Below are 23,243 nucleotides of genomic sequence, written 5' to 3'. Positions count from 1 at the left end.
AGAGTGATCGCGACGACATGCAGTAAAAAGCGGATGTTCACGAGAACGTGGACATCCGCTTGTTCGGGCCGACCTTGGAATCGAAGGAAAAGTGCCCCGGGTCGGACTCGAACCGACACTGTATGGGTTTTGAATCCATTGCCTGCTGCCAATTGGGCTACCGGGGCCCGGTGAATCGAAGGTTTACCTCGACCCGCTGCCCGTCCACCATACCGTAGCTAGGTAGGCTCTTGGGAGCAGCACCCCTGCCCCTGAACGAGGAGCCCCCGTGAGCGCCCCCGAGTCGCCCCAGCCCGTAGACGCGCCTGACGACGACAAGTCGCACGTGCCTCCGCTGACGACCCGTGTCGTCATTGCGGAGGACGAGGCGCTGATCCGGCTCGATCTCAAAGAGATGCTCGAAGAAGAGGGGTACACCGTCGTCGGTGAGGCCGGAGACGGTGAGCAGGCCGTCGAACTGGCCCGTGAGCACAGGCCCGACCTCGTCATCCTCGATGTGAAGATGCCGAAGCTGGACGGCATTTCGGCGGCCGAGAAGATCGCCGAGGAGAGCATCGCTCCGGTGCTGATGCTGACCGCGTTCTCGCAGCGCGACCTCGTCGAGCGGGCCCGGGATGCCGGGGCCATGGCGTACCTGGTCAAGCCGTTCAGCAAGAGCGACGTCGTGCCGGCGATCGAGATGGCCGTATCGCGGTTCACGGAGTTGAAGGAGCTGGAGAAGGAGGTCGCCGACCTCACCCTGCGCCTGGAGACCCGCAAGCTGGTGGACCGGGCGAAGTCCGTCCTGCAGACGGAGTACGGGCTGACCGAGCCCGCCGCGTTCCGGTGGATCCAGAAGACCTCCATGGACCGCCGGATGTCGATGCAGCAGGTCGCCGAGGCGGTCATCCAGGACGCCGACGAGAAGAAGGCCGCCAAGGGCTGACGTAGCGAGGCGGCACTTCGAAGCAGCAAAGAGTGAGGCCCGTGCCCCTGACCGGGGGCACGGGCCTCATCTCATGTGAGCCGGGCGATCAGTCCTCGCCGAGGTACGCCTTGCGCACCGACTCGTCGTGCAGCAGGTCCTGTCCGCTGCCGGAGAGGACGATCTTGCCGACCTCCATGACGTGGCCGTGGTCGGCCAGGGAGAGCGCGGCCTGGGCGTTCTGCTCGATGAGCAGGATGGTGGTGCCCTGGGACTTGAGCTCCTGGATGGTCGCCATGATCTTCTGCATCATGATGGGGGAGAGGCCCATGGAGGGCTCGTCCAGCATGAGCAGCTTCGGCCGGGACATCAGCGCCCGTCCCATGGCGAGCATCTGCTGCTCACCGCCGGAGAGGGTGCCCGCTGCCTGCTTGCGGCGCTCTCCGAGGATGGGGAACAGGTCGTAGGCGCGCTTGATGTCCTTCTCGATGGCCTCCTTGTCGGTGCGCAGGAACGCGCCGAGGCGGAGGTTGTCCTCGATCGTCATGCGGGGGAAGATGTGCCGCCCCTCGGGGGAGTGGGCGAGCCCCAGCGCGACGACCTTGTGGGCGGGGATCTTCTTCAGCGACTTGCCGTCGAACTTGATCTCTCCGGACAGCGGCTGGAGCAGACCCGACAGGGTGCGCAGGGTCGTGGTCTTGCCGGCGCCGTTGGTGCCGATGAGGGTGACGACCTCGCCCGCTTCCACCTTGAACGAGATGCCCTTGACGGCCTCGATCTTGCCGTAGGCGACCCTGAGGTCCTCGACCTCGAGCAGTGCGGTCACTTGTCGTCCCCTTCCGTGGTGCTCTGCGCGTCAGCCTCCGCAGCCTCGACTTCGGCGGCTTCCGCCGCGCCCGGCGCACCCTCGAAGGGTGTGCCGAGGTAGGCGGCGATGACGCGCTCGTCGGCCTGGACGACCTCCGCGGGGCCCTCGACGATCTTCTCGCCCTGGACCAGCACGGCGACCCGGTCACACAGGTTCATGATGAACCGGATGTCGTGCTCGATGACGAGGACGGCGATGCCCTGGTCCCGGATGGCGAAGATCAGCTCTTCGGCCGCCCGGGTCTCCTGCGGGTTCATACCGGCGGTGGGCTCGTCGAGGAGGAGCAGGCCGGGCTCGCTCGCCAGTGCCCGGGCGATCTCCAGCTTGCGCTGCTCGCCGTAGGGCAGGTTGCGGGCGAGGTGGTCGGCCTTGGCGGCGAGACCGGTGAACTCCAGGAGTTCCATGGCCCGGTCCCGGGACGCGTCCTCGGCCTTCTTGAAGCCGGGCAGCCGCAGCAGGGCCGACCAGAGGCCTTCCTTGGTGCGGGTGTGCCGTCCGACCAGTACGTTCTCCAGAACGGTCATGTTGGCGAAGAGCCGGATGTTCTGGAACGTACGGGCGATGCCGGCCTGGGTGACCAGGTGCGGCTTGGGCGGCAGGACGGTGCCCTTGTAGGCGACCTTGCCCTCGGTCGGGATGTACAGGCCGGTGAGGCAGTTGAAGAAGGTCGTCTTACCGGCGCCGTTGGGGCCGATGAGGCCGACGATCTCGCCACTGTTGACGGTGAGGTTCACGTCGCGCACGGCGGTCAGACCGCCGAAGCGCATCGTGACGCCGGTGGCGTCGAGCACCGTCGTGCTGGTGGGTGCGGTCGTGGTGGTGGTCATGGCGGTCACGCCCCTGCCTTCGCGACGCCGGTCGCGCCTTCGGGCAATGGCTTGTCCTCCGGTACGTCGAGCTGTCCGGTCTCGTGGAATTCGAGCTGCTTCCTGCGGTCGGCGACCAGGCCTTCGGGGCGGAAGCGCATCAGCAGCATCAGGGCGATGCCGAAGAGCAGCAGCTGGTACTCCGCCATGAACTGCAGCTTGGCCGGGATCAGGTAGAGCAGCGCGGCGCCGATCAGCGGGCCGCTGATGGTGCCCATGCCGCCGAGGATGACGGCGGCGAGCAGGAAGGCCGAGTTCGGGGGCACGGGGCCGGCGAACTCGTACTGCTCGGGGGTGACGCTGTAGGACACGTGTGCCTGGACGGTGCCTGCGAGGCCGGCGAGGGAGGCGCCGAGTGCGAAGGCGAGGAGCTTGAGGCGGAAGCCGTTGATGCCCATCGCGGTGGCGGCGGTCTCGTCTTCGCGGATGGCGACCCAGGCGCGGCCGATGCGGGACTCCGCCGAGCGGCGGAACACCATCACGACGATGGCCGTGAACAGCAGCATCAGCAGGTAGTAGTTGGCCGAGCGGGTCAACTCGTGTCCGAGGACGTCGTGTGGCACTCCTAGGTTGAACCCGAAGATCTCCAGGTCGGGGATCTGCGGGATGCCGTTGGAGCCGTTGGTGACGTCCGGGCCGCTGTTGCCGTTCAGGTTGTTCATGGTGATGCGGAAGATCTCACCGAAGCCGAGCGTCACGATGGCGAGGTAGTCGCCGCGCAGTCGCAGGGTCGGGGCACCGATCACGACGCCGAAGATCAGCGAGGCGGCGGCGCCGGTGAGAACGGCGGCCCAGAAGGGGAACTTCACTCCGATCGTCGACGCCGGGGAGCCGGAGACCAGGGCGGCGGCGTAGGCGCCGACGCCGAGGAAGGCGACGTAACCGAGGTCGAGCAGGCCGGCGAGGCCGACGACGACGTTGAGGCCCAGGGCGACCGTGGCGAAGATCAGGATGTTCGCGCCGATGAGGGCGAACTGGTCGTTGGACTGGGTGAAGGGGAAGCAGATCGCCGCCACGAACGCCGCCGTGAGGGTGACGTTGCGGTGCTTGGCGGTCAGAGCCGACAGTCGCTTCAGGAGACCGGCGCGGGTGACGGCGGTGAAGCCGAACGCCGCGACGATCAGGAAGCCGATGAACAGCTCGGAGTACTCGGTGCCGATGCCGTACGCGAATACGTACAGGCCGAGGCCGAAGCCCACGGCGATGATCAGGATCTCCACCCAGGAGGGCAGTTCCTTGGCCCGGCCCGGGTCGGGGGCGGTGAGCGAGTGGCGGATCCGGCCCCAGAGGTTCGGGGTCGGTTCGCCCGCGCCGTAGGGCTGGTCGACCGGGAGGCCGAGGGCGCCGATCACGGCGACGAGCGCGCCGATGCCGGAGACCCAGGCGCCGGGCTCCAGGTTGACGAGGCCGCCGAGTTCCTGGGTGATCGCGCCCATGGCGTAGCCCGTGGTGCCGAACACGCCGAGGGCGGCGAGCAGGACGGGGCTGTTCTTGCCGCCGGGGGTGAGCCAGCCCATGCCCTTGATGCCGTAGCCGGAGAGGGCGAACAGCAGGGTGAGCAGGGAGCCGAAGAGGGTGAGGACCTGAAGGCCGCCGGGGTAGCCGGTGACGGTCAGGTTGCCCGGGAAGTCATCGGTCCAGGTCCAGGCGAGGAATGTGCCTATGAGGGCGAAGGCGGAGCCGGCGACGGTCAGTCCGCGTGCCGCGGCCTGCGGCAGCGGGATGATCGGAGTGGCCTCCGCGGTGGACACCTTGGCGGTGTCGGTGCTCTTGTCCATGGGGATGTCGGTGGTCATGGGTATCACGCCCGATCCGCGACGCGTTCGCCGAGCAGACCCTGAGGCCTGAACAGCAGGACGAGGATGAGCAGCGCGAACGCCCACACGTCCTTCCATGCGCCGCCGCCGAAGAGGTCCATGCCGGGGATGTCACCGATGTAGCCGGTGGCCAGGGACTCGGCGACGCCGAGCACAATGCCGCCGAGCATGGCGCCGTAGATGTTGCCGATGCCGCCGAGCACGGCGGCGGTGAAGGCCTTGAGACCCATCAGGAAGCCCATTTGGAAGCCGACCTGACCGTTCTTCAGGCCGTAGGCGACCGCGGCGACGGCCGCGAACCCGGCACCGATGGCGAACGCCATGACGATGATGCGGTCGGTGTTGATGCCCATCAGCTTCGCCGTGTCGGGGTCCTGGGCGGTGGCCTGCATGCCGCGGCCGGAGCGCGTCTTGGTGACGAACAGGCCGAGGGCGAGCATGCACAGCGGGGCGGCTATCAGGACGAAGAGGTCGCCTCGCTGGATGTTGGCACCCAGGATGTCGATGGGGTCGCCGTGGAACTGCGGGAAGGGCTGGTCCTTCTTCGCGTCCGGGTACCACATCCACACGGCCTGCTGGAGGACGATGGACAGGCCGATGGCGGTGATGAGGGGTGCCAGCCGTGGCGCGGTGCGCAGTGGCCGGTAGGCGAAGCGTTCCGCCGCCGTGCCGACGGCGACCGATACGAGGACGCCACCGATGATCATGAGGGGGACTGCTGCCCCGAGGCCGAAGCCCTCGGGGAGGACCAACCAGACGGTGAGGGCCCCGAAGCCCCCGACCATGAAGATCTCGCCGTGGGCGAAGTTGATGAGCTGGACGATGCCGTAGACCATCGTGTAGCCGATCGCGATGAGTCCGTACATCGCGCCGAGGATGAGTCCATTGGCCAGCTGTTGCGGCAGTTCGTTCACCGCAGGGCCTCCGTGGAGTGGTTCGGATATGGCGCCGCGCGGGAGCGCTGATGGGCGATCCCGCGCGGCCTGGATCAATGTGTGTTTGTGGAGTGCTCTTTACTCGTCCTCTGCTCAGCCCAGCTTGGGCTCGCCGCTGAACTCCGGCGCCCACGCGTTGCTCTTGACCTTGTACGCGGTCATCGTGTGGTTCGTGGTGTCACCGAACTCGTCGAACGAGATGGTGCCGGTGACGCCGTCGAACTTGACCTTGGCCATGGCGTCCAGGACCGCCTTGCGGCCGTCGGACGGGAGCTTGCCGTCGTTGCCCTCGACCGCCAGCTTGACGGCCTCGATGATCGACCAGGTGGCGTCGTAGGTGAGGCCGCCGTAGGCCTCGTAGTCGTCCTCGTAGCCCGCCGCCTCGTAGTCCTTGATGAACGTCTTGGCGGAGTCGAGCTGCTCGACCGGCTTGCCCACGGAGGTGGCGAGGTCGCCCTCGGCCTTCTTGTTCAGCTTCGGGAACTCACCGGAGTAGATGCCGTCGCCGCCCATGAGCGGGATGTTCTGGCCGCTGTCCTTGAGCTGCTGGCTCAGCGGACCGGCGGCCGGGTACTCGCCGCCGTAGTACAGGGCTTCGGCGCCGGTCTTCTTGATCTTGGCGACCACGGCGTTGAAGTCACGGTCTTCGGGGTTGATGTGGTCGGTGCCGACGATCTGGCCACCGGACTTGGTGAAGTTCGCCTTGAAGGAGGCGGCCAGGCCCGCGCCGTAGGTCTTCTGGTCGTCGATCAGGTAGACCTTCTTGATCTTCGCCTGGTTGTACAGGTAGTCGGCGGCGAAGGCGCCCTGGATCTCGTCCGTGGTGGCCGTACGGAAGAACGTCTTGAACTGGCGGACCGAGTCACCGGTCTTCCAGCCGTCGCCCTGGGTCAGCTCCGTACCCGTGTTGGCGGGGGAGACCTGGGTCAGGCCGGCGTCGTTGAGCGGCTTCTGCATCTGCTGCGACACGCTGGAGTTCAGCGGGCCGACGACGCCCAGGACGTCCTTGTTGCTGATGAACTTCTGGGCGTTCTGCTGGCCGACGGACGGCTGCGCCTGGTCGTCGAGGGCCTCGATCTTGAACTCGACGCCCTTGACGTACTCCTTCTCGTTGGCCGTCTTGGCGGCGAGGTCGGCGGAGTTCTTGATGCCGAGGCCGAGCGCAGACAGATCGCCGGTCGTCGGAGCGTCGACACCGATCACCACAGTGGTCTTGTCGCCGTTGCTGCTGCCGCCGTCGTCGTCACGCGACCCACAAGCCGTGAGTGTCAGCGATCCCGCCGCGAGCGCGGCGGTTATGGCAATGATCGAACGTTGACGCACGAATCAGGTCCTTTCCCTGGCACGGCGGCCCCCCATGGAACTCGCCGAGTCGAGCGCTGGGTCGAAGTGAGTTCGAATCCGATGGCGCCGTGACTGGCCGTGACTCTAAGCGCGGGTGGGGAACCTGGAGGAGGCTCTGACCAAGGCTGTGACGCTCTTGTTATGACACGGGGTAACGCAGAGCGGTGCTCCGTGGGGGGAAGAGTGGATTTCCGGCCGATTCGCCCTGTCCACATAGTGAGAACTTGCAGCGTTCGCGCGTAGCGTCTTCACGAGTGTTCACACGTTTTGGTAATTACCTGGATCGTTGCCGAAGGCTACCCAGGGGTCTCTGCGGACGTGTGGGAAGGGTGCTCGCTGCGGGAGAAGCGAGGACCCGTATTGCAGTCGTATTACGCAGAGTTACAGCCGGGAAAGTCGGTCTGAGTTCTTCGGCTGTTTTCGTGTATAGGGCATGAAAATGGAATTGGGCATTGTCGGACTCACCGCTTTCGGCCATCAACCCGGCGGCCGAGAGCGGGAGTCCGGGCGCCGCCCCGCTCCTGGGGGCCCCTCCGGACGTCATGCCTCGACGTTAGGCCGCCGGGCGTCCGGGTTCAACGGCGGGGTGGTGCCAGGGCGTTGCGTAAGGCGCGGAGTCACGCCGGGGAGTACCGGCCGCCGGGCGGGGCGGCAAAAGGCGTTGCCCTCAAGGGAGTTGCCGCGAGAGGGCCCTTGGGTCGGCTCAGCCCATCGCCCGGAGCTGTTCGCCGTCGCTCGGGTTCACGTCCCGCAGCAGGCAGGTCAGCCGGGCGCTGCACACACGCCGCCCGGCCTCGTCGCTGATCACGATCTCGTACGTCGCCGTCGAGCGGCCCCGGTGCAGGGGCGTGGCCACGCCGGTGACGATGCCGGCGCGGGCGCCGCGGTGGTGGGTGCAGTTGAGGTCGACGCCGACCGCGATCTTGGAGGTGCCGGCGTGCAGCATCGAGCCCACCGACCCGAGCGTCTCGGCCAGCACCGCGGACGCGCCGCCGTGCAGCAGCCCGTACGGCTGGGTGTTCCCCTCCACCGGCATGGTCCCCACGACCCGCTCGGCGGACGCTTCCACGATCTGGACGCCCATGCGCGTCCCGAGGTGCCCGGCGGAGAACAGGGCCGGCAGGTCGACGCCGAGCGCGGCGTACTCGTCGATGACCTCTTGCGGGAACTTCACATGCTGCTGCTCGCCCATGGGGCCCGGCTCCGTTCGTCGTGGTGTGCGTCGACTGAGCAAACGCTCAGTCGGTCGCCGATTGTTCCAGACGTACGATCACGGACTTGCTGGCCGGGGTGTTGCTGGTGTCCGCGGTGGCATCCAGCGGGACGAGGACATTGGTCTCCGGGTAGTACGCGGCCGCGCAGCCCCGGGCCGTCGGATAGTGGACGACACGGAAACCGGCCGCCCGCCGCTCGACGCCGTCCTTCCACTCGCTCACCAGGTCGACGTACGAGCCGTCGGCGATGTTCAGCCGCTGCGCGTCCTCGGGGTTGATCATCACGACCCGGCGTCCGTTCGTGATGCCCCGGTAACGGTCGTCGAGGCCGTAGATCGTGGTGTTGTACTGGTCGTGCGACCGCAGGGTCTGCAGCAGCAGCCGTCCCTCGGGCACCATCGGGTACTCGATCGGAGCCGCCGTGAAGTTGGCCTTGCCCGTCGCCGTCGGGAAGCGGCGCTCGTCGCGCGGGGCGTGGGGGAGAGTGAAGCCGCCGGGGTGGGCCACGCGCGCGTTGAAGTCCTCGAAGCCGGGGATCACGCGGGCGATGCGGTCCCGGATCGTCGCGTAGTCCTTCTCGAACTCCTCCCAGGGGGTGGCACTGCTCTCGCCCAGCACGCGGCGTGCCAGGCGGCACACGATCGCCGGCTCCGACAGCAGATGCGCGCTCGCGGGCTCCAGGCGGCCCCGGGAGGCGTGCACCATGCCCATGGAGTCCTCGACCGTCACGAACTGCTCGCCGCTGCCCTGGAGATCGCGCTCGGTCCGGCCCAGGGTGGGCAGGATCAGCGCTCGCGCGCCCGTGACGGCGTGCGAACGGTTGAGCTTCGTCGACACGTGCACGGTGAGCCGGGCGCGCCGCATGGCGGCCTCGGTGACGTCGGTGTCCGGGGTCGCGGACACGAAGTTGCCGCCCATGGCGAAGAAGACCTTCGCCTCGCCGTCGCGCAGGGCGCGGATGGCCCGTACGACGTCGTAACCGTGCTCGCGCGGGGGCGCGAACCCGAACTCCTTCTCCAGGGCGTCCAGGAAGGCCGGGGCGGGCCGCTCGAAGATGCCCATCGTGCGGTCGCCCTGCACGTTCGAGTGACCGCGCACCGGGCACACGCCCGCGCCCGGGCGGCCGATGTTGCCGCGCAGCAGAAGGAAGTTGACGACCTCGCGGATGGTGGGCACGGAGTGCTTGTGCTGGGTGAGGCCCATGGCCCAGCAGACGATGGTGCGCTGCGAGGCGAGGACCATGGCCATGGCCTCCTCGATCTCCGCGCGTGTGAGGCCGGTCGCCGTCAGGGTCTCGTCCCAGTCGGCGGCACGGGCGGCCGCGGCGAACTCCTCGTAGCCGTGGGTGTGTTCGCGGACGAACTCCTCGTCGACGGCGCCCTGCGTCTCGAGGATCAGCTTGTTGAGGAGGCGGAACAGGGCCTGGTCGCCGCCGATGCGGATCTGCAGGAACAGATCGGTGAGGGCGGCGCCCTTGAGCATGCCCTGCGGGGTCTGCGGGTTCTTGAAGCGCTCCAGACCGGCCTCGGGCAGCGGGTTGACGCTGATGATCTTCGCGCCGTCCGCCTTGGCCTTCTCCAGGGCGGAGAGCATGCGCGGGTGGTTCGTCCCCGGGTTCTGCCCGGCGACGATGATCAGGTCGGCCTTGTAGAGGTCCTCCAGCAGGACGCTGCCCTTGCCGATGCCGATGGTCTCGTTCAGCGCCGACCCGGACGACTCGTGGCACATGTTCGAGCAGTCGGGCAGGTTGTTGGTGCCGAGCTCGCGCGCGAAGAGCTGATAGAGGAAAGCGGCCTCGTTGCTGGTGCGTCCCGAGGTGTAGAAGACGGCCTCGTCGGGGGAGCCGAGGGCGGTGATCTCCTCGCCGATGATGTCGAAGGCGCGCCCCCAGGTCACCGGCTCGTAGTGCGTGCCCCCTTCGGGGAGGTACACGGGGTGCGTGAGCCGCCCCTGCTGCCCCAGCCAGTAACCGCTCCTGGTCGCGAGATCGGCGACGGAATGCGCGGCGAAGAACTCCGGGGTGACCCGGCGCAGGGTGGCCTCCTCGGCCACGGCCTTCGCGCCGTTCTCACAGAACTCCGCCTTGTGCCGGTGGTCCGGCTCCGGCCACGCGCAGCCCGGGCAGTCGAAGCCGTTCTTCTGGTTGACGCTCAGCAGCGTCAGCATGGTGCGCTTCACGCCCATCTGCTGCTGCGCGATCCGCAAGGTGTGGCCGATGGCCGGCAGCCCCGCCGCCGCATGCTTCGGCTCGGCGACCTGGGGCGCGTCCTGAACCGGATCACCCTTGGGCGGCTTGGTGGCCATCGCGCGCTCTCCTTTGTGTACACGTGTGAGGTACATCTCCGATCCTCGCACGCGGGACCGACAACGGGGGTGGGGGCCGGGCACCCGTATCGCCCTCCGCGCCCCCTCCGCGAACCCCTCCCCGCAGCCGCACCCCCCGATGGGGACCGACTGTCAGTGGGGCGTGGCAGGATCGGGGACGTGGCAGAGACAGCATCGAAGCAGACCGAGACCAACCCCGGCGGCGGCCGGCCCCGCCTGATGCTCATGGACGGGCACTCGCTGGCCTACCGTGCGTTCTTCGCGCTGCCCGCGGAGAACTTCACGACCGCGACGGGCCAGCCGACGAACGCGATCTACGGCTTCGCGTCGATGCTGGCCAACACGCTGCGCGACGAGGCGCCCACACACTTCGCGGTGGCCTTCGACGTGTCCCGCAAGACCTGGCGCTCCGCGGAGTTCACGGAGTACAAGGCGAACCGCTCCAAGACCCCGGACGAGTTCAAGGGCCAGGTCGAGCTGATCGGCGAGCTGCTCGACGCGATGCACGTCTCGCGGTTCGCCGTCGACGGCTTCGAGGCCGACGACGTGATCGCCACGCTCGCCACCCAGGCCGAGGCCGAAGGCTTCGAGGTGCTGATCGTCACCGGCGACCGGGACTCCTTCCAGCTGGTCAGCGAGCACACGACGGTGCTGTATCCGACCAAGGGCGTCTCCGAGCTGACCCGCTTCACCCCGGAGAAGGTCTTCGAGAAGTACGCACTGACGCCCGCCCAGTACCCCGACTTCGCGGCCCTGCGCGGTGACCCGTCCGACAACCTGCCGGGCATCCCGGGCGTCGGTGAGAAGACGGCGGCGAAGTGGATCAACCAGTTCGGTTCGTTCGCCGAGCTGGTCGAGCGCGTGGACGAGGTCAAGGGCAAGGCCGGGCAGAACCTGCGCGACCACCTGGAGTCGGTCAAGCTCAACCGCCGCCTGACCGAGCTGGAGCGCAACGTCGAGCTGCCCAGGACCGTCACCGATGTCGCCCGCGTGCCGTACGACCGCAAGGCCGTCGCGATGATCCTGGACACCCTGGAGATCCGTAACCCCTCGCTGCGCGAGCGGCTCTTCGGCGTCGACCCCGGATCCGAGGAGGCCGAGGCCACCCCGATCTCGACCGAGGGCGTGGAGCTGGACGGCGCCGTGCTCGGCACGGGCGAGCTGGCCCCCTGGCTGGCGGAGCACGGCGGTGAGCCCCTCGGCGTGGCCACCGTCGACGCCTGGGCGCTCGGCACCGGCTCGGTCGCCGAGGTCGCCCTCGCCGCGGCCGACGGCACGGCCGGCTGGTTCGACCCCTCGCAGCTGGACGAGGCCGACGAGAAGGCCTTCACCGCGTGGCTGGCCGACGCCGACAGGCCGAAGGTCTTCCACAACGCCAAGGCCGCGATGCGGGTCTTCGCCGAGCACGGCTGGAGCATCGCCGGCGTGCGCATGGACACCGCGCTCGCCGCCTACCTCGTCAAGCCGGGCCGCCGCTCCTTCGACCTGGACGCGCTGTCCCTGGAGTACCTCCACCGCGAGCTGGCCCCCGCCGCCGCGGCCGACGGCCAGCTGGCCTTCGGCGCGGACGACGGCGCCGAGGCCGAGGCGCTGATGATCCAGGCCCGTGCGGTCCTGGACCTGGGCGAGGCCTTCGAGGGCCGTCTTGAGGAGGTCGGCGCCGCTGACCTGCTCCGCGACATGGAGCTGCCGACCTCCGCCCTGCTGGCCCGCATGGAGCGGCACGGCATCGCGGCCGACCGGGCACACCTCGAGGCCATGGAGCAGATGTTCGCGGGCGCCGTGCAGCAGGCCGTGAAGGAGGCGCACGCCGCGGCCGGGCACGAGTTCAACCTCGGCTCGCCCAAGCAGCTCCAGGAGGTCCTCTTCGGCGAACTCGCCCTGCCCAAGACGAAGAAGACGAAGACGGGCTACACGACGGACGCCGACGCCCTGGCCTGGCTCGCCGGCCAGACCGACAACGAACTGCCGGTCATCATGCTCCGCCACCGCGAGCAGGCGAAGCTCCGCGTCACCGTCGAGGGCCTGATCAAGACGATCGCGGCGGACGGCCGTATCCACACGACCTTCAACCAGACGGTCGCGGCCACCGGCCGTCTCTCCTCGACCGACCCGAACCTGCAGAACATCCCGGTCCGCACGGACGAGGGCAGGGCGATCCGCCGGGGCTTCGTGGTCGGCGAGGGCTTCGAGTCCCTGATGACCGCGGACTACAGCCAGATCGAGCTGCGCGTGATGGCCCACCTCTCCGAGGACGAGGGCCTCATCGAGGCGTTCACCTCGGGCGAGGACCTGCACACCACGGCCGCCTCCCAGGTGTTCGCCGTGGAGCCCGCCGCGGTGGACGCGGAGATGCGCCGCAAGATCAAGGCGATGTCGTACGGCCTGGCCTACGGGCTGTCGGCCTTCGGCCTCTCCCAGCAGCTGAACATCGACGCCGGCGAGGCCCGCGCGCTGATGGACGCCTACTTCGAGCGCTTCGGCGGCGTCCGTGACTATCTGCGCCGCGCCGTCGACGAGGCCCGGGCGACGGGCTACACGGCGACGCTCTTCGGCCGCCGCCGCTACCTCCCCGACCTCAACAGCGACAACCGCCAGCGCCGCGAGGCCGCCGAGCGCATGGCCCTCAACGCGCCCATCCAGGGCACGGCGGCGGACATCGTCAAGATCGCCATGCTCAACGTCGACCGGTCCCTGCGCGAGGAGAACCTCACCTCCCGCATGCTCCTCCAGGTCCACGACGAAATCGTCCTGGAAATCGCCCCGGGCGAGCGCCGGACCGCCGAGGAACTGGTCCGCCGAGAAATGTCCAACGCCGTCCACCTCAACGTCCCCCTGGGCGTCTCGGTGGGCGCGGGGCCGGACTGGGAGTCGGCAGCCCACTGACACCACGTCTCGACGCCGGGCCGGCTACCCAACCGGCCCGGCACCGGGTTCCGCTTTGGAGGGACAGGACGACAGCGCGCCCCAAAGGGGCGCGGGGCTGTATCGATGTGCGGCTCCGCCGCGGGGGCGCGACCAGCCACAAACGACCCGCAGCCCGAGAAAAGCGCCACCACGCAGACGGTCGGATTCCGCCCAACCCCCGGAGGGACCCGTCACTCGCGTGGCCCCCGCAAAAGCGCTTCTCCCACCCCCCGCCCGTAAGGATGCGGGCATGGGTATACGCACGCTCAACCGCCGGACGGCCCCGGCACCGGCGAACGCGAACACCGAAGACGCCCCCACAGCGCGCCCCACGGTCCCACTCTTCGCCCCCGGCGCAAGCACCGCCCGCATCCCCGCCGACCTGATGGGCGCTCTGCGGCACAGGGCGACAACCCTCCGCGGCTACCTGGCGCTCGCCCGCACCGCACTCCCACGCCGCCGTCCCGGCCGTGCGGGCCGTACCGTCACCGTGTTCGTCGCGACGGCAGAAACCGTCACCGAGCCCCCGGACGGCTCGGCTCCCGACCGGCCCCATCCGCATCCGCACCCGAACTGCCAGGGCCCCGGACCGGACGCCACACCCTGACGCCCACGGCGTACAGCACCAGCCCCAGAACGAGCCCCGCGCCCGCTCCGAAGCACAGCGTGGGAATCAGCTCCCAGTACTTCGCGGTGGAACCCCAGTAGGCCCACCAGCGCGACACCCGCTGTACGGCCGCCACTGCGGCACATCCGCCGATCACCACAGCGGCCCACCACCGGTCCGGTACCGAGAGCACCGGAACACCGACCGGCGCGACAGCACCGGTCCGCCGTAGCGCCACGATCACGAATGCGGCGATGACGACCGCGGCGACCGCCGAACCGCCGTACTGCAGATACCAGTACAGCGGCGATCCCGCGATCTCCTCGCCCAGGACTGGAAAGAGCCGCATCCCCCAGCGGTCGAGGTGCGTGAACGCGTCCCACACGACATGAGTCAGTGAGCCGAGGACGGCCGAGACATACCAGCGCAGCGCCGACGACGGCCGTACGCGTGCGTGTGGTGCCCCGCAGCGCAACAGGGTGGCCACCCGCGCCTGTCGCCGCGGCGGTAGCAGGGCCACCAGCGGCTCGCGCATCAGGAGCCACAGGCCCACCAGCGCCAGGGCGATCGCCGCATCGACGGTGAACACACCCGCGAACGAGTGCGTGACATCGCCGAACTTCATCGCCTCCGGCAGGACACTCGCCACGTAATAGGTCATGTCCGGAGAGAACGACCCCGCCACCAGTGCGGCCGGTACGAGGGCGAGGCGGCCGGTTCCGTCGGTGCGTATGCCGGGCAGTACGGCCGCCGCGTGGCTGAGCGTGAACGGCAACGGGGCTCCTCGTGCGGGGTGTTGGCGGGGCCGCTCGGGCCCCGGGCGTCGGCGAAGCCAGTATGCGGGACATCCGGCGGGCGGACCGCATGTGGCCAACCGGTAAAAATCGGGCACCAACGGGTGCCCCCGCAAAGGAAGTTGTCGTAGTGTCGCCTGGGTCACCGCGCCGGGAGCATGCGGTCGAACAGATGAACAGTGGCTAAAAGGGTGCCGCGAGGGCAACTGTCGCGGCGAGTCGATCGTCACAACAGGGGCGGGCTCGGCACGGCGAGCCCGGCCGGCAGACCGGCAGGCAGAGTCGGGCGCCCGGGCGTCCACGGGAGGGGTCCATTTCATGGCGGCGCAATTCGGCAGGCTCCGCAAGGGGGCGGTGAACACGACGGTGGCCGCGGTCGTGGTCGCGGCACTGGCCGCGTCCCAGGCTCCGGGAGTGACGACCGACGACGCCGGCAGAAGGGTCACCACCGGCACCCAGCCCTCCCCGGACACACCTGCCGAGGACAGCGCGACCGGCAACTCGCCGTACTACACGGACCTGCCGCCGCTCAACAGCCCCAACCCCTCGCCGTCCGCCGGCACCCCCGTCGACCCGGGCGTCACCGAGGCGGGCATCCCCGCGACCGTCCTCGACGCGTACAAGAAGGCCCAGGCCGCGCTCCAGCAGGCCAAGCCCGGCTGCAACCTCCCCTGGGAGCTCCTCGCCGCGATCGGCAAGGTCGAGTCGGGCCAGGCCCGCGGCGGGCGCGTCGACGCCGAGGGCACCACGATCTCCCCGATCCTCGGCCCGCAGCTCAACGGCAACGGCTTCGCGAACATCGGCGACACCGACAACGGCGCCTACGACGGGGACAGCTCGTACGACCGTGCCGTCGGCCCCATGCAGTTCATCCCCTCCACCTGGGAGTGGGCCGGCCGCGACGGCAACGACGACGGCAAGAAGGACCCCAACAACATCTACGACGCCGCGCTCGCCGCCGGCCACTACCTGTGCCGCTTCGGCTGGGACCTGTCCACGCAGGCCGACCTCGACCGCGCGATCCTCAGCTACAACAACTCGCGGGACTACCTCAACCTCGTCATGACGTGGCTGGAGTACTACCGCGAGGGCACCCACGAGATCCCGGACGGCACCGGCACCCTCCCGTCGGACCGCAGCGACGACACGGCGGGCGCGAGCCCCACGCCGACGCCGCCTGCGACGCCCGGCACCCCGACGACACCCAAGCCGCCGAGCAGCCACAATCCGGGCGGCGACCACGGCTCGCCCAGCCCCAAGCCGCCGCCGGCCACCACCCCGCCGAGCACGACGCCTCCCACGCCCACCGACACCGTGCACCACCTGGAGGACGCGGGCACCGCCAAGCTCACCGCGATGGCCGGCGACACCTTCACCGAGAAGATCGGCACCCGCGCCGAGACCAAGGCCGGCAAGGCCGTCGCCAGGGTCCGGGTCCGCTTCACGATCATCGGCCCCACCGACGCCACCTTCAGCACCGGCGAGAAGTACGCGACCGTCCTCACCAACAGCGTCGGCAAGGCGACCGCGCCCGCGCTCAAGGCGGGCGAGGACACCGGCGGCTTCGTGGTCCGCGCCACCGTCGTCGGCCGTACGGTCACCGGCCTCGACTACGCGGCCACCGTCACCGAGCGCGCCGCCGACACTCTGACCCGCACCAGCGAGACCGCGCTGACCTGCACGCCCGGCGGCGAGTTCGCCGACCAGGTCGAGGTGAAGGCGACCTACAAGGACGCCGTGGCCGACAAGGTCGCGGCCACCGCCACGCTCATCAAGTCGGCGGACGACCCGGCCGAGAACGACAAGGGCCCCTACTTCAAGGACGCCGACGGCAAGGCCGTACGCACCCTGACCGGTCTGACGACGGACGCGAAGGGCCTGCTCAAGCTGCCGAAGCTGTACGCCGACGACGCCACCGGCACGTTCCTGCTCCGCATCAACACCGCGGGCGGCGCGACGCTGACCGTCGAGCTGAAGGTGGCGGCGGCCGAGACGTCGCCCAGCCCGACGCCGTCGGAATCGGCGTCCGGATCGGCATCGCCGAGCCCGAGCGCGTAGGCGCCGCAGAGTCCACCGAAGGGCGCCCCCTCCGCCACGGCGGACGGGGCGCCCTTTGTTCATGCGCTCAACCTGTTCTCATCTCGCCCGCCCGTTGCTACGGTGCCGAAACTGACGCTGTATCAGATGTCGCAGTCCCGGAGTGTCACAGTCCGGGATTCGGGAGGCCCGTATGCGCGCCCTGATCGCCGCCGCGACCGGTCTCGTCGCCGCGCTCGCCCTGGTCCTCGCAATGACCGCGATGGGCTCACCCGCGGGTGAGACATCCCCCAAGCCGCTGCTGACGACGGTGCCCACACACCCGTAACCGCCCGTCCGGGAGGGAGGCCGAGATGCGCCGCAAGGCCGGCCTGGTCCTGCTCGCCCTCGCCGTGTTCTTCGCGGCGCTGTCCCCGCTGCTGCGCTGGTACGCCTTCCCGCGCCTGGCCAAGATCCCGGCCAACCAGTACCAGGACATGGTCCTGGAGGCGAAGGACGCGACCCTCCTCGACTACGGCACGATGAAGGCCCGCAAGGTCTCCAAGGTCACCATCGTGCAGACGCTCAAGGGCAACGTCGAAGCCTCGGAGAAGATCGAGCGGACGGCCGGCAAGGACGTCGTGGTCTGGGACGGCCTGTCCTACGTCGTCGGCCCCGACGGCAAGATGGTCTCCAAGATCCCCGAGCGCTACATCTTCGACGCCCACACCCAGGAACCCGTCCACGCCACCGGCGAGATGGTCGACGGCGACCCGGTCAAGCGGCAGGGCATCGAGTTCAAGTGGCCCTTCCTGACGGAGAAACGGGACTACGAGTACTTCGACGCGCAGGCCCGGATCACCGCTCCCATCCACTACAAGGGCACCCAGGACTTCCGCGGCGTCGAGGTCTACTACTTCGAACAGACCATCCCGTGGACCGAGGTCAGGTTCCCCAGGACCATGCCGGTCGAGGGCATCACCCCGGAGTCGGTCGCCAAGACCGGCACGACCCGCTGGTACACCACCGTCCGCAAGTTCTGGGTCGAACCGCTCACCGGAGCACCCGTCTACGGCGAGGAGATCCACAAGGAGGAACTGCGCGGCGGCACCCTGCTCGGGGACCGCGACAAGGTGACGGCGTTCGCAGGCCACGTGAAGATGCGCGAGGACTACATCGCCTCCACGGTGGACCTGGTCAAGTCCAACCGCACGCTGGTCCTGCTGCTGACGTCGTATCTCCCCTGGGGCTTCCTGGCCCTGGGCCTGCTGCTCCTGGCGCTGTCCCTCTACCTGGAGGCACGCAGCCGCCGCCCCGGCGACCCGGAACCGACGAAGGACACCGAACCGGAACCGGTCAGCGCCTGAGCCTGGCGTTCGTGTGCCGGGTCGGCTCGGCGGAGGCCGGGTCCTCGGGCCACGGATGCTTCGGATAGCGCCCGCGCAGCTCCGCCCGTACGCCCTTGTAGCCGTCCCTCCAGAAGGAGGCGAGGTCGGCCGTGACGGCGGCGGGCCGGCCGGCGGGGGAGAGCAGGTGGACGAGGAGCGGCACGCCGGCGACGGACGGCGACTCGTGCAGTCCGAACATCTCCTGCAACTTCACGGCGAGGACGGGCTGTTCGGGGTTGCCGTAGTCGATCCGGATTCTGGACCCACTGGGTACGCCCATCCGCTCGGGCGCCAGCTCGTCGAGCCGCCCGGCCTCTCCGGAGGCCCACGGCAGCAGCCTGGTGAGCGCCTGCCCGGCGTCGATCCGCGCCAGCTCGGCCCGCCGCCGCGCCCGGCTCAGCTCCGGCTCCAGCCATTCGTCCACGCGCGCGTGCAGCGCGTCGTCGGAGACATCGGGCCAGGGCGCACCGAGGTGGAGGTGAAGGAAGGCGAGCCGCTGCCGCAGTACGCCCGCGTCGGGCGACCACCGCAACAGGGCGAGCCCTTCCTGACGCAGCCCTTCCAGAAGCGCATCGCGTACGAGTACGGGGTCGGCGTCCCGCAAGGGCCGCACCGCGAGCTCGATCGCCCCGAGCCGCTCGACCCGCCGGGCGACGACGTCCCCGTCGGCCCAGTGGACCTCCTGGCTCTCGGAGTACAGCGAGGCCGCCGCGGACCGGGCCGTGTCCTCGTCCGACACGGCGGCGAGCTGCACGCGCGCGTGCCCCTTGCCGACGGGACGGTCCGCGACGGCCACGGCGATCCACGGGGCGCCGCGCAGCGGGCTTCCCGCACCGAGTTCGGCGCGAGTGCCGGAGGCCATGAGGTAGGAGCCGCCGTCGGCTCTGGCGACACGCTCGGGGAAGGCGAGGGCGGCGACGAGGCCCGCGGTGCGGTCGTCCGCACTCCGCGCGGCAGAGTTCTCGCTGTTCGCCCGCAAACGCCGGACCTCCGCCCGCCAGCGCCCCGCATAGGCGTCACCGCCACGCCGAGCCGCCCGCACGGCGGCAGCCAGGTCGTCCCCGTACTCCCTCGGGGCCTCCTCGCTGAGCAGCGCGACCGCCTCGGCACCCGCACCGGAGGTGTCCAGCAGCGCCCGGCCCAGTCGGGGATGCAGCCCCAGCCGGGACAGCGCGATGCCCCGATCCGTGGCCCGCCCGTCGCGGTCCACCGCCCCGATGGCCGTCAGTACGTTCCGCGCCGCAGCCATCGCCCCACTGGGCGGCGGATCCAGCAACGCCAGCCCGGTAGCGTCCGGATCGCCCCAGCACGCCGCCTGCAACGCGAACGCCGTCAGGTCGGCCACCTTGATCTCCGGCGACGGGAACCGCGGCAGCCGCACGTCCTCCGCCTCCGCCCAGCACCGGTACACCGCACCCGGCGCCTCCCGCCCGGCCCGCCCCGCCCGCTGCCGGCCGGCCGCCTGCGAGGCCCGTACCGTCGTCAGCGCGCTCAGCCCGCGCGCGTGATCGACCCGCGGCTCCCGCGCCAGGCCGGAGTCGACGACCACACGTACCCCGGGAACCGTCAGCGACGACTCCGCGACGGACGTCGCCAGCACCACCCGGCGCCGCTGCCCGCCGGTCAGCACCGCGTCCTGCACGGTGGCCGACGCCCGCCCGTGCACCTGCAGAACCTCGACGTCCCCGAGATCCCCCAGCTGCCCGGCCACCCGCGCGATCTCGCCGACACCCGGCAGGAAACACAGCACGTCCCCCGCCCACTCGGCCAGCGCCCGCCGGACCGTCGACGCCACGTGCGTCAGCAGCGCCGGGTCGACCCGCATGCCGTGCGGGGGCCGTACGGGACGCGTCGGCGGTGCCCACACCACCTCCACGGGGTGCGAGACGCCCTCCGCCTCCACCACCGGCGCATCGCCCAGCAGCCGCGCCCACCCCTGCGCGTCCGTCGTCGCGGACGCGGCCACCAGCCGCAGCTCCGGCCGCAGCGCCTGACGTACGTCCCACAGGAACGCCGCCACCGTGTCCGCGTCCAGATGCCGCTCGTGGCACTCGTCGAGCACGACGACGTCCACACCCGCCAGCTCCTGGTCGCGCTGCAAACGCTGCAACAGCACACCGGTCGTGACGACCTCCACGCGCGCGTGGCGCCCGACGACCCGTTCGCCACGCACGGTGTAACCGACGCTCTCGCCGGCCTTCTCGCCGAGCAGCCACGCCATCCGCCGGGCGGCGGCGCGAGCGGCGATCCGCCGTGGCTCGGCCACGACGACCCGCCGCGCCGGTCCCTCGCCGAGCAGCCCGGCCAGCACCAGCGGCACCAGGGTGGTCTTGCCGGTGCCGGGCGGCGCGACGAGCACCGCGGTGCCGTGCGTGTCCAGGGCGTCGTTCAGACCGGGCAGGGCGCTGCGTACCGGCAGCGCGTCCAGGGCGTCGTAACGGATCACGCCCTCAGTCTCTCCCCCGGCCTCCGGCCGGGGGTGCCCCCATCTCGCTTCGCTCGCACACGAAGATCGCCGTCCCCGGGATCAGGTTCCCGCGCAGCGGCGACCAGCCGCCCCACTCCGAGGTGTTCCAGGCCGGCCACTCCGGCTCCACCAGGTCCACCAGCCGGAAGCCCGCGGCCACGACGTCGCGGACCCGGTCGCCGATCGTCCTGTGGTGCTCGACGTAGACCGCGCGGCCCTCGTCGTCCTGCTCGACGTAAGGAGTGCGGTCGAAGTAGGAAGCCGAGACGGACAGCCCCTCCGGGCCCGGCTCGTCGGGGAACGCCCAGCGGATGGGGTGGGTCACCGAGAAGACGAGACGCCCTCCCGGCCGCAGCACCCGGCGCACCTCCTTCAGCACCAGCACCGGGTCGGCGACGAACGGCAGCGCGCCGTACGCCGAGCACACCAGGTCGAACGAGGTGTCGGCGAAGGGGAGCGCGCCCGCGTCCGCGCACACCAGGGGGAACGCGCCGCCGATGCGCAGCGCGTGCTGGAGCTGGCGGTGCGAGATGTCCAGGGCGACCGGGCGGGCCCCCTGCGCGGTCAGCCAGCGCGAGCACTGGGCCGCGCCGGCGCCGATCTCCAGGACGTCCTTGCCCTTGAGGTCCTCCGGCGGACCGAGCAGCTCGGCCTCCACCTCGTCGAGGCCCTCGGGACCCCAGACGAATCGGTCGTCGCCGAGGAAGGTGCCGTGCTCGGTCTGGTACTCGTCCGCGTTCCGGTCCCACCAGCCACGGTTGGCGTGCGAGCTCTCCGCTACGCCGGACTCACGGCGCGTGGCCTCCGGTTCGTACTCTTGGATGATCGGCTCCCTCGTCGTACTCTTCCGTCACCCGAACGGCACGGGCCCTCGCGGTCGTGTCACGTGAGGGGTGTTCCAAGGCCTGCGTGGCCTCAGGAGACAGGTTTTGTGCCGGGTATGCGGCGATCCGCCCCGGGTGGGCGGCTTCGCGCATTGACCCTGTCCGGCTGCCCCCGTATGCTACAAGTTGCGCTGCGGGCCTGCGCACCTCAGACGTAGCAGGCTGCGCTCGCATCTGTTGTATGTCCCCTCGGTTTTCGAGGCGCCATCACCTTTCCCTGGTGAGGCGCTTCCTTGGCTGTCCGGCTTCTTCAGAGCGATACGGGCTCCCGGCGTAGCAGTACCTACGACTTCAATGTCCGTACCGGAGCCCTTTCCCACATGACGAGCAGCACCGAGACCACCGCCACCACCCCGCAGGTTGCGGTCAACGACATCGGTAACGAGGAAGCATTCCTCGCCGCGATCGACGAGACGATCAAGTACTTCAACGACGGCGACATCGTCGACGGCGTCATCGTGAAGGTCGACCGGGACGAGGTCCTGCTCGACATCGGTTACAAGACCGAAGGTGTCATCCCGAGCCGAGAGCTCTCGATCAAGCACGACGTCGACCCCAACGAGGTCGTCGCCGTCGGTGACGAGATCGAAGCCCTTGTTCTCCAGAAGGAGGACAAGGAAGGCCGCCTGATCCTCTCGAAGAAGCGTGCCCAGTACGAGCGCGCCTGGGGCACCATCGAGAAGATCAAGGAAGAGGACGGCATCGTCACCGGTACCGTCATCGAGGTCGTCAAGGGTGGTCTCATCCTCGACATCGGCCTCCGTGGCTTCCTCCCGGCCTCCCTGGTCGAGATGCGCCGCGTTCGCGACCTCCAGCCCTACGTGGGCAAGGAGCTCGAGGCCAAGATCATCGAGCTGGACAAGAACCGCAACAACGTGGTCCTGTCCCGCCGTGCCTGGCTGGAGCAGACCCAGTCCGAGGTCCGCCAGACGTTCCTCACGACCCTCCAGAAGGGTCAGGTCCGTTCCGGCGTCGTCTCCTCGATCGTCAACTTCGGTGCCTTCGTGGACCTGGGTGGCGTCGACGGTCTGGTCCACGTCTCCGAGCTCTCCTGGAAGCACATCGACCACCCGTCCGAGGTTGTCGAGGTCGGCCAGGAAGTCACCGTCGAGGTTCTCGACGTCGACATGGACCGCGAGCGTGTCTCCCTGTCGCTGAAGGCGACGCAGGAGGACCCGTGGCAGCAGTTCGCCCGGACCCACCAGATCGGTCAGGTCGTCCCGGGTAAGGTCACCAAGCTGGTTCCGTTCGGTGCGTTCGTCCGCGTGGACGAGGGCATCGAGGGTCTGGTCCACATCTCCGAGCTGGCCGAGCGCCACGTGGAGATCCCGGAGCAGGTCGTCCAGGTCAACGACGAGATCTTCGTCAAGGTCATCGACATCGACCTCGAGCGCCGCCGCATCAGCCTCTCGCTGAAGCAGGCCAACGAGTCCTTCGGTGCCGACCCGGCCTCGGTCGAGTTCGACCCGACCCTGTACGGCATGGCCGCGTCCTACGACGACCAGGGCAACTACATCTACCCCGAGGGCTTCGACCCCGAGACCAACGACTGGCTCGAGGGCTACGAGACCCAGCGCGAGGCTTGGGAGGGCCAGTACGCCGAGGCGCAGCAGCGCTTCGAGCAGCACCAGGCCCAGGTCATCAAGTCCCGCGAGGCGGACGCTGCGGCTGCCGCCGAGGGTGGCGACGCGCAGGGTGCGGCTCCGGCCGCGTCCGGTGGCGGTTCGTACTCCTCCGAGGGCCCGGACAACTCCGGCGCGCTTGCCTCGGACGAGGCGCTTGCCGCGCTGCGCGAGAAGCTGGCGGGCGGCCAGAGCTGAACGCTTGCTCGCTGAGGCCTAGCAGTTGACTGAGGGGCCGTACCTTTCGAGGTGCGGCCCCTCAGTGCTGCGCGGAAGGCTCGTCCT

General features: G+C 69.6%; 16 protein-coding genes and 1 tRNA gene. 6 read left to right on the top strand and 11 right to left on the bottom strand.

Annotation, left to right across the window (positions count from 1 at the left end; genetic code table 11):
- Positions 1-92: 92 nt before the first annotated feature.
- Positions 93-167: transfer RNA gene (locus ACWGDB_RS17685), tRNA-Leu, on the bottom strand.
- A 101-nt stretch (positions 168-268) separates the two neighbouring features.
- On the opposite strand from ACWGDB_RS17685, the gene ACWGDB_RS17680 reads away from it, so the two are divergent.
- Positions 269-925, top strand: a complete 657-nt coding sequence (locus ACWGDB_RS17680; protein ID WP_453823266.1) for an ANTAR domain-containing response regulator — start codon at positions 269-271, stop codon at positions 923-925.
- An 88-nt stretch (positions 926-1,013) separates the two neighbouring features.
- Here ACWGDB_RS17680 and ACWGDB_RS17675 read toward each other — a convergent pair whose 3' ends face one another.
- From ACWGDB_RS17675 to ACWGDB_RS17645, 7 genes are all read right to left on the bottom strand, one after another.
- On the bottom strand, positions 1,014-1,730 hold the full coding sequence (locus ACWGDB_RS17675; protein WP_453823265.1) for an ABC transporter ATP-binding protein: 717 nt from the start codon (positions 1,728-1,730) through the stop codon (positions 1,014-1,016).
- On the bottom strand, positions 1,727-2,599 hold the full coding sequence (locus ACWGDB_RS17670; RefSeq protein WP_383596843.1) for an ABC transporter ATP-binding protein: 873 nt from the start codon (positions 2,597-2,599) through the stop codon (positions 1,727-1,729). The genes ACWGDB_RS17675 and ACWGDB_RS17670 overlap by 4 nt, the downstream gene beginning before the upstream one ends.
- Before the next feature lie 5 nt (positions 2,600-2,604).
- On the bottom strand, positions 2,605-4,416 hold the full coding sequence (locus tag ACWGDB_RS17665) for a branched-chain amino acid ABC transporter permease (protein WP_453823366.1): 1,812 nt from the start codon (positions 4,414-4,416) through the stop codon (positions 2,605-2,607).
- A 23-nt stretch (positions 4,417-4,439) separates the two neighbouring features.
- Positions 4,440-5,369: a branched-chain amino acid ABC transporter permease gene (locus ACWGDB_RS17660; protein ID WP_383596845.1), complete on the bottom strand. Its 930-nt coding sequence runs from the start codon at positions 5,367-5,369 to the stop codon at positions 4,440-4,442.
- A 114-nt stretch (positions 5,370-5,483) separates the two neighbouring features.
- Positions 5,484-6,713, bottom strand: a complete 1,230-nt coding sequence (locus tag ACWGDB_RS17655; RefSeq protein ID WP_453823264.1) for a branched-chain amino acid ABC transporter substrate-binding protein — start codon at positions 6,711-6,713, stop codon at positions 5,484-5,486.
- A 724-nt stretch (positions 6,714-7,437) separates the two neighbouring features.
- On the bottom strand, positions 7,438-7,926 hold the full coding sequence (locus ACWGDB_RS17650; protein ID WP_453823263.1) for a PaaI family thioesterase: 489 nt from the start codon (positions 7,924-7,926) through the stop codon (positions 7,438-7,440).
- 46 nt (positions 7,927-7,972) lie between these two features.
- On the bottom strand, positions 7,973-10,252 hold the full coding sequence (locus ACWGDB_RS17645) for an FdhF/YdeP family oxidoreductase (protein WP_453823262.1): 2,280 nt from the start codon (positions 10,250-10,252) through the stop codon (positions 7,973-7,975).
- Positions 10,253-10,432: 180 nt separating this feature from the next.
- Here ACWGDB_RS17645 and polA point away from each other — a divergent pair, with 180 nt between their 5' ends.
- Complete coding sequence (gene polA, locus ACWGDB_RS17640) at positions 10,433-13,159, top strand: DNA polymerase I (protein WP_453823261.1); 2,727 nt, start codon at positions 10,433-10,435, stop codon at positions 13,157-13,159.
- 536 nt (positions 13,160-13,695) lie between these two features.
- Here the strand turns inward: polA and ACWGDB_RS17635 are convergent.
- Positions 13,696-14,562, bottom strand: a complete 867-nt coding sequence (locus ACWGDB_RS17635) for a DUF4184 family protein (protein WP_453823260.1) — start codon at positions 14,560-14,562, stop codon at positions 13,696-13,698.
- A 337-nt stretch (positions 14,563-14,899) separates the two neighbouring features.
- On the opposite strand from ACWGDB_RS17635, the gene ACWGDB_RS17630 reads away from it, so the two are divergent.
- The 3 genes from ACWGDB_RS17630 (at position 14,900) to ACWGDB_RS17620 (ending at position 17,964) form a co-directional block, all read left to right on the top strand.
- Entirely contained in the window at positions 14,900-16,639 is a 1,740-nt protein-coding gene (locus tag ACWGDB_RS17630; protein WP_453823259.1) for a lytic transglycosylase domain-containing protein, read from the top strand.
- A gap of 172 nt (positions 16,640-16,811) precedes the next feature.
- The gene (locus ACWGDB_RS17625) at positions 16,812-16,946 is read left to right on the top strand and encodes an SPW_0924 family protein (RefSeq protein ID WP_328428444.1); all 135 of its coding nucleotides are present in this window, start codon (positions 16,812-16,814) and stop codon (positions 16,944-16,946) included.
- A gap of 25 nt (positions 16,947-16,971) precedes the next feature.
- Positions 16,972-17,964: a DUF3068 domain-containing protein gene (locus tag ACWGDB_RS17620; RefSeq protein ID WP_453823258.1), complete on the top strand. Its 993-nt coding sequence runs from the start codon at positions 16,972-16,974 to the stop codon at positions 17,962-17,964.
- On the opposite strand, the gene hrpB is transcribed toward ACWGDB_RS17620, so the two are convergent.
- Both hrpB and ACWGDB_RS17610 read right to left on the bottom strand, forming a co-directional pair.
- Positions 17,954-20,431, bottom strand: coding sequence for an ATP-dependent helicase HrpB (hrpB, locus tag ACWGDB_RS17615; RefSeq protein WP_453823257.1), 2,478 nt, complete (start codon positions 20,429-20,431; stop codon positions 17,954-17,956). The two genes, ACWGDB_RS17620 and hrpB, sit on opposite strands and share 11 nt — an antisense overlap.
- Positions 20,432-20,435: 4 nt before the next feature.
- Positions 20,436-21,278 carry a class I SAM-dependent methyltransferase gene (locus tag ACWGDB_RS17610; protein ID WP_453823365.1) on the bottom strand — a complete coding sequence of 281 codons (843 nt, stop codon included), beginning with the start codon at positions 21,276-21,278 and terminating at the stop codon, positions 20,436-20,438.
- Positions 21,279-21,656: 378 nt separating this feature from the next.
- Here ACWGDB_RS17610 and rpsA point away from each other — a divergent pair, with 378 nt between their 5' ends.
- Positions 21,657-23,156, top strand: a complete 1,500-nt coding sequence (rpsA, locus tag ACWGDB_RS17605; protein ID WP_427841551.1) for a 30S ribosomal protein S1 — start codon at positions 21,657-21,659, stop codon at positions 23,154-23,156.
- Positions 23,157-23,243 lie beyond the last annotated feature (87 nt).

This window comes from Streptomyces sp. NPDC055013 (assembly GCF_053608645.1).
The sequence above is the reverse complement of the archived record's forward strand: the minus strand, read 5'-3'. Positions and strand labels throughout refer to the sequence as shown.

Excerpts from the sequence above, each read along its gene's own strand:
- ACWGDB_RS17670 (WP_383596843.1), bottom strand. The coding sequence starts at position 2,599 with ATGACCACCACCACGACCGCACCCACCAGCACGACGGTGCTCGACGCC.
- ACWGDB_RS17665 (WP_453823366.1), bottom strand. The coding sequence starts at position 4,416 with ATGGACAAGAGCACCGACACCGCCAAGGTGTCCACCGCGGAGGCCACT.
- ACWGDB_RS17650 (WP_453823263.1), bottom strand. The coding sequence starts at position 7,926 with ATGGGCGAGCAGCAGCATGTGAAGTTCCCGCAAGAGGTCATCGACGAG.
- ACWGDB_RS17645 (WP_453823262.1), bottom strand. The coding sequence starts at position 10,252 with ATGGCCACCAAGCCGCCCAAGGGTGATCCGGTTCAGGACGCGCCCCAG.
- ACWGDB_RS17630 (WP_453823259.1), top strand. The coding sequence starts at position 14,900 with ATGGCGGCGCAATTCGGCAGGCTCCGCAAGGGGGCGGTGAACACGACG.
- ACWGDB_RS17625 (WP_328428444.1), top strand. The coding sequence starts at position 16,812 with ATGCGCGCCCTGATCGCCGCCGCGACCGGTCTCGTCGCCGCGCTCGCC.
- ACWGDB_RS17620 (WP_453823258.1), top strand. The coding sequence starts at position 16,972 with ATGCGCCGCAAGGCCGGCCTGGTCCTGCTCGCCCTCGCCGTGTTCTTC.
- rpsA (WP_427841551.1), top strand. The coding sequence starts at position 21,657 with ATGACGAGCAGCACCGAGACCACCGCCACCACCCCGCAGGTTGCGGTC.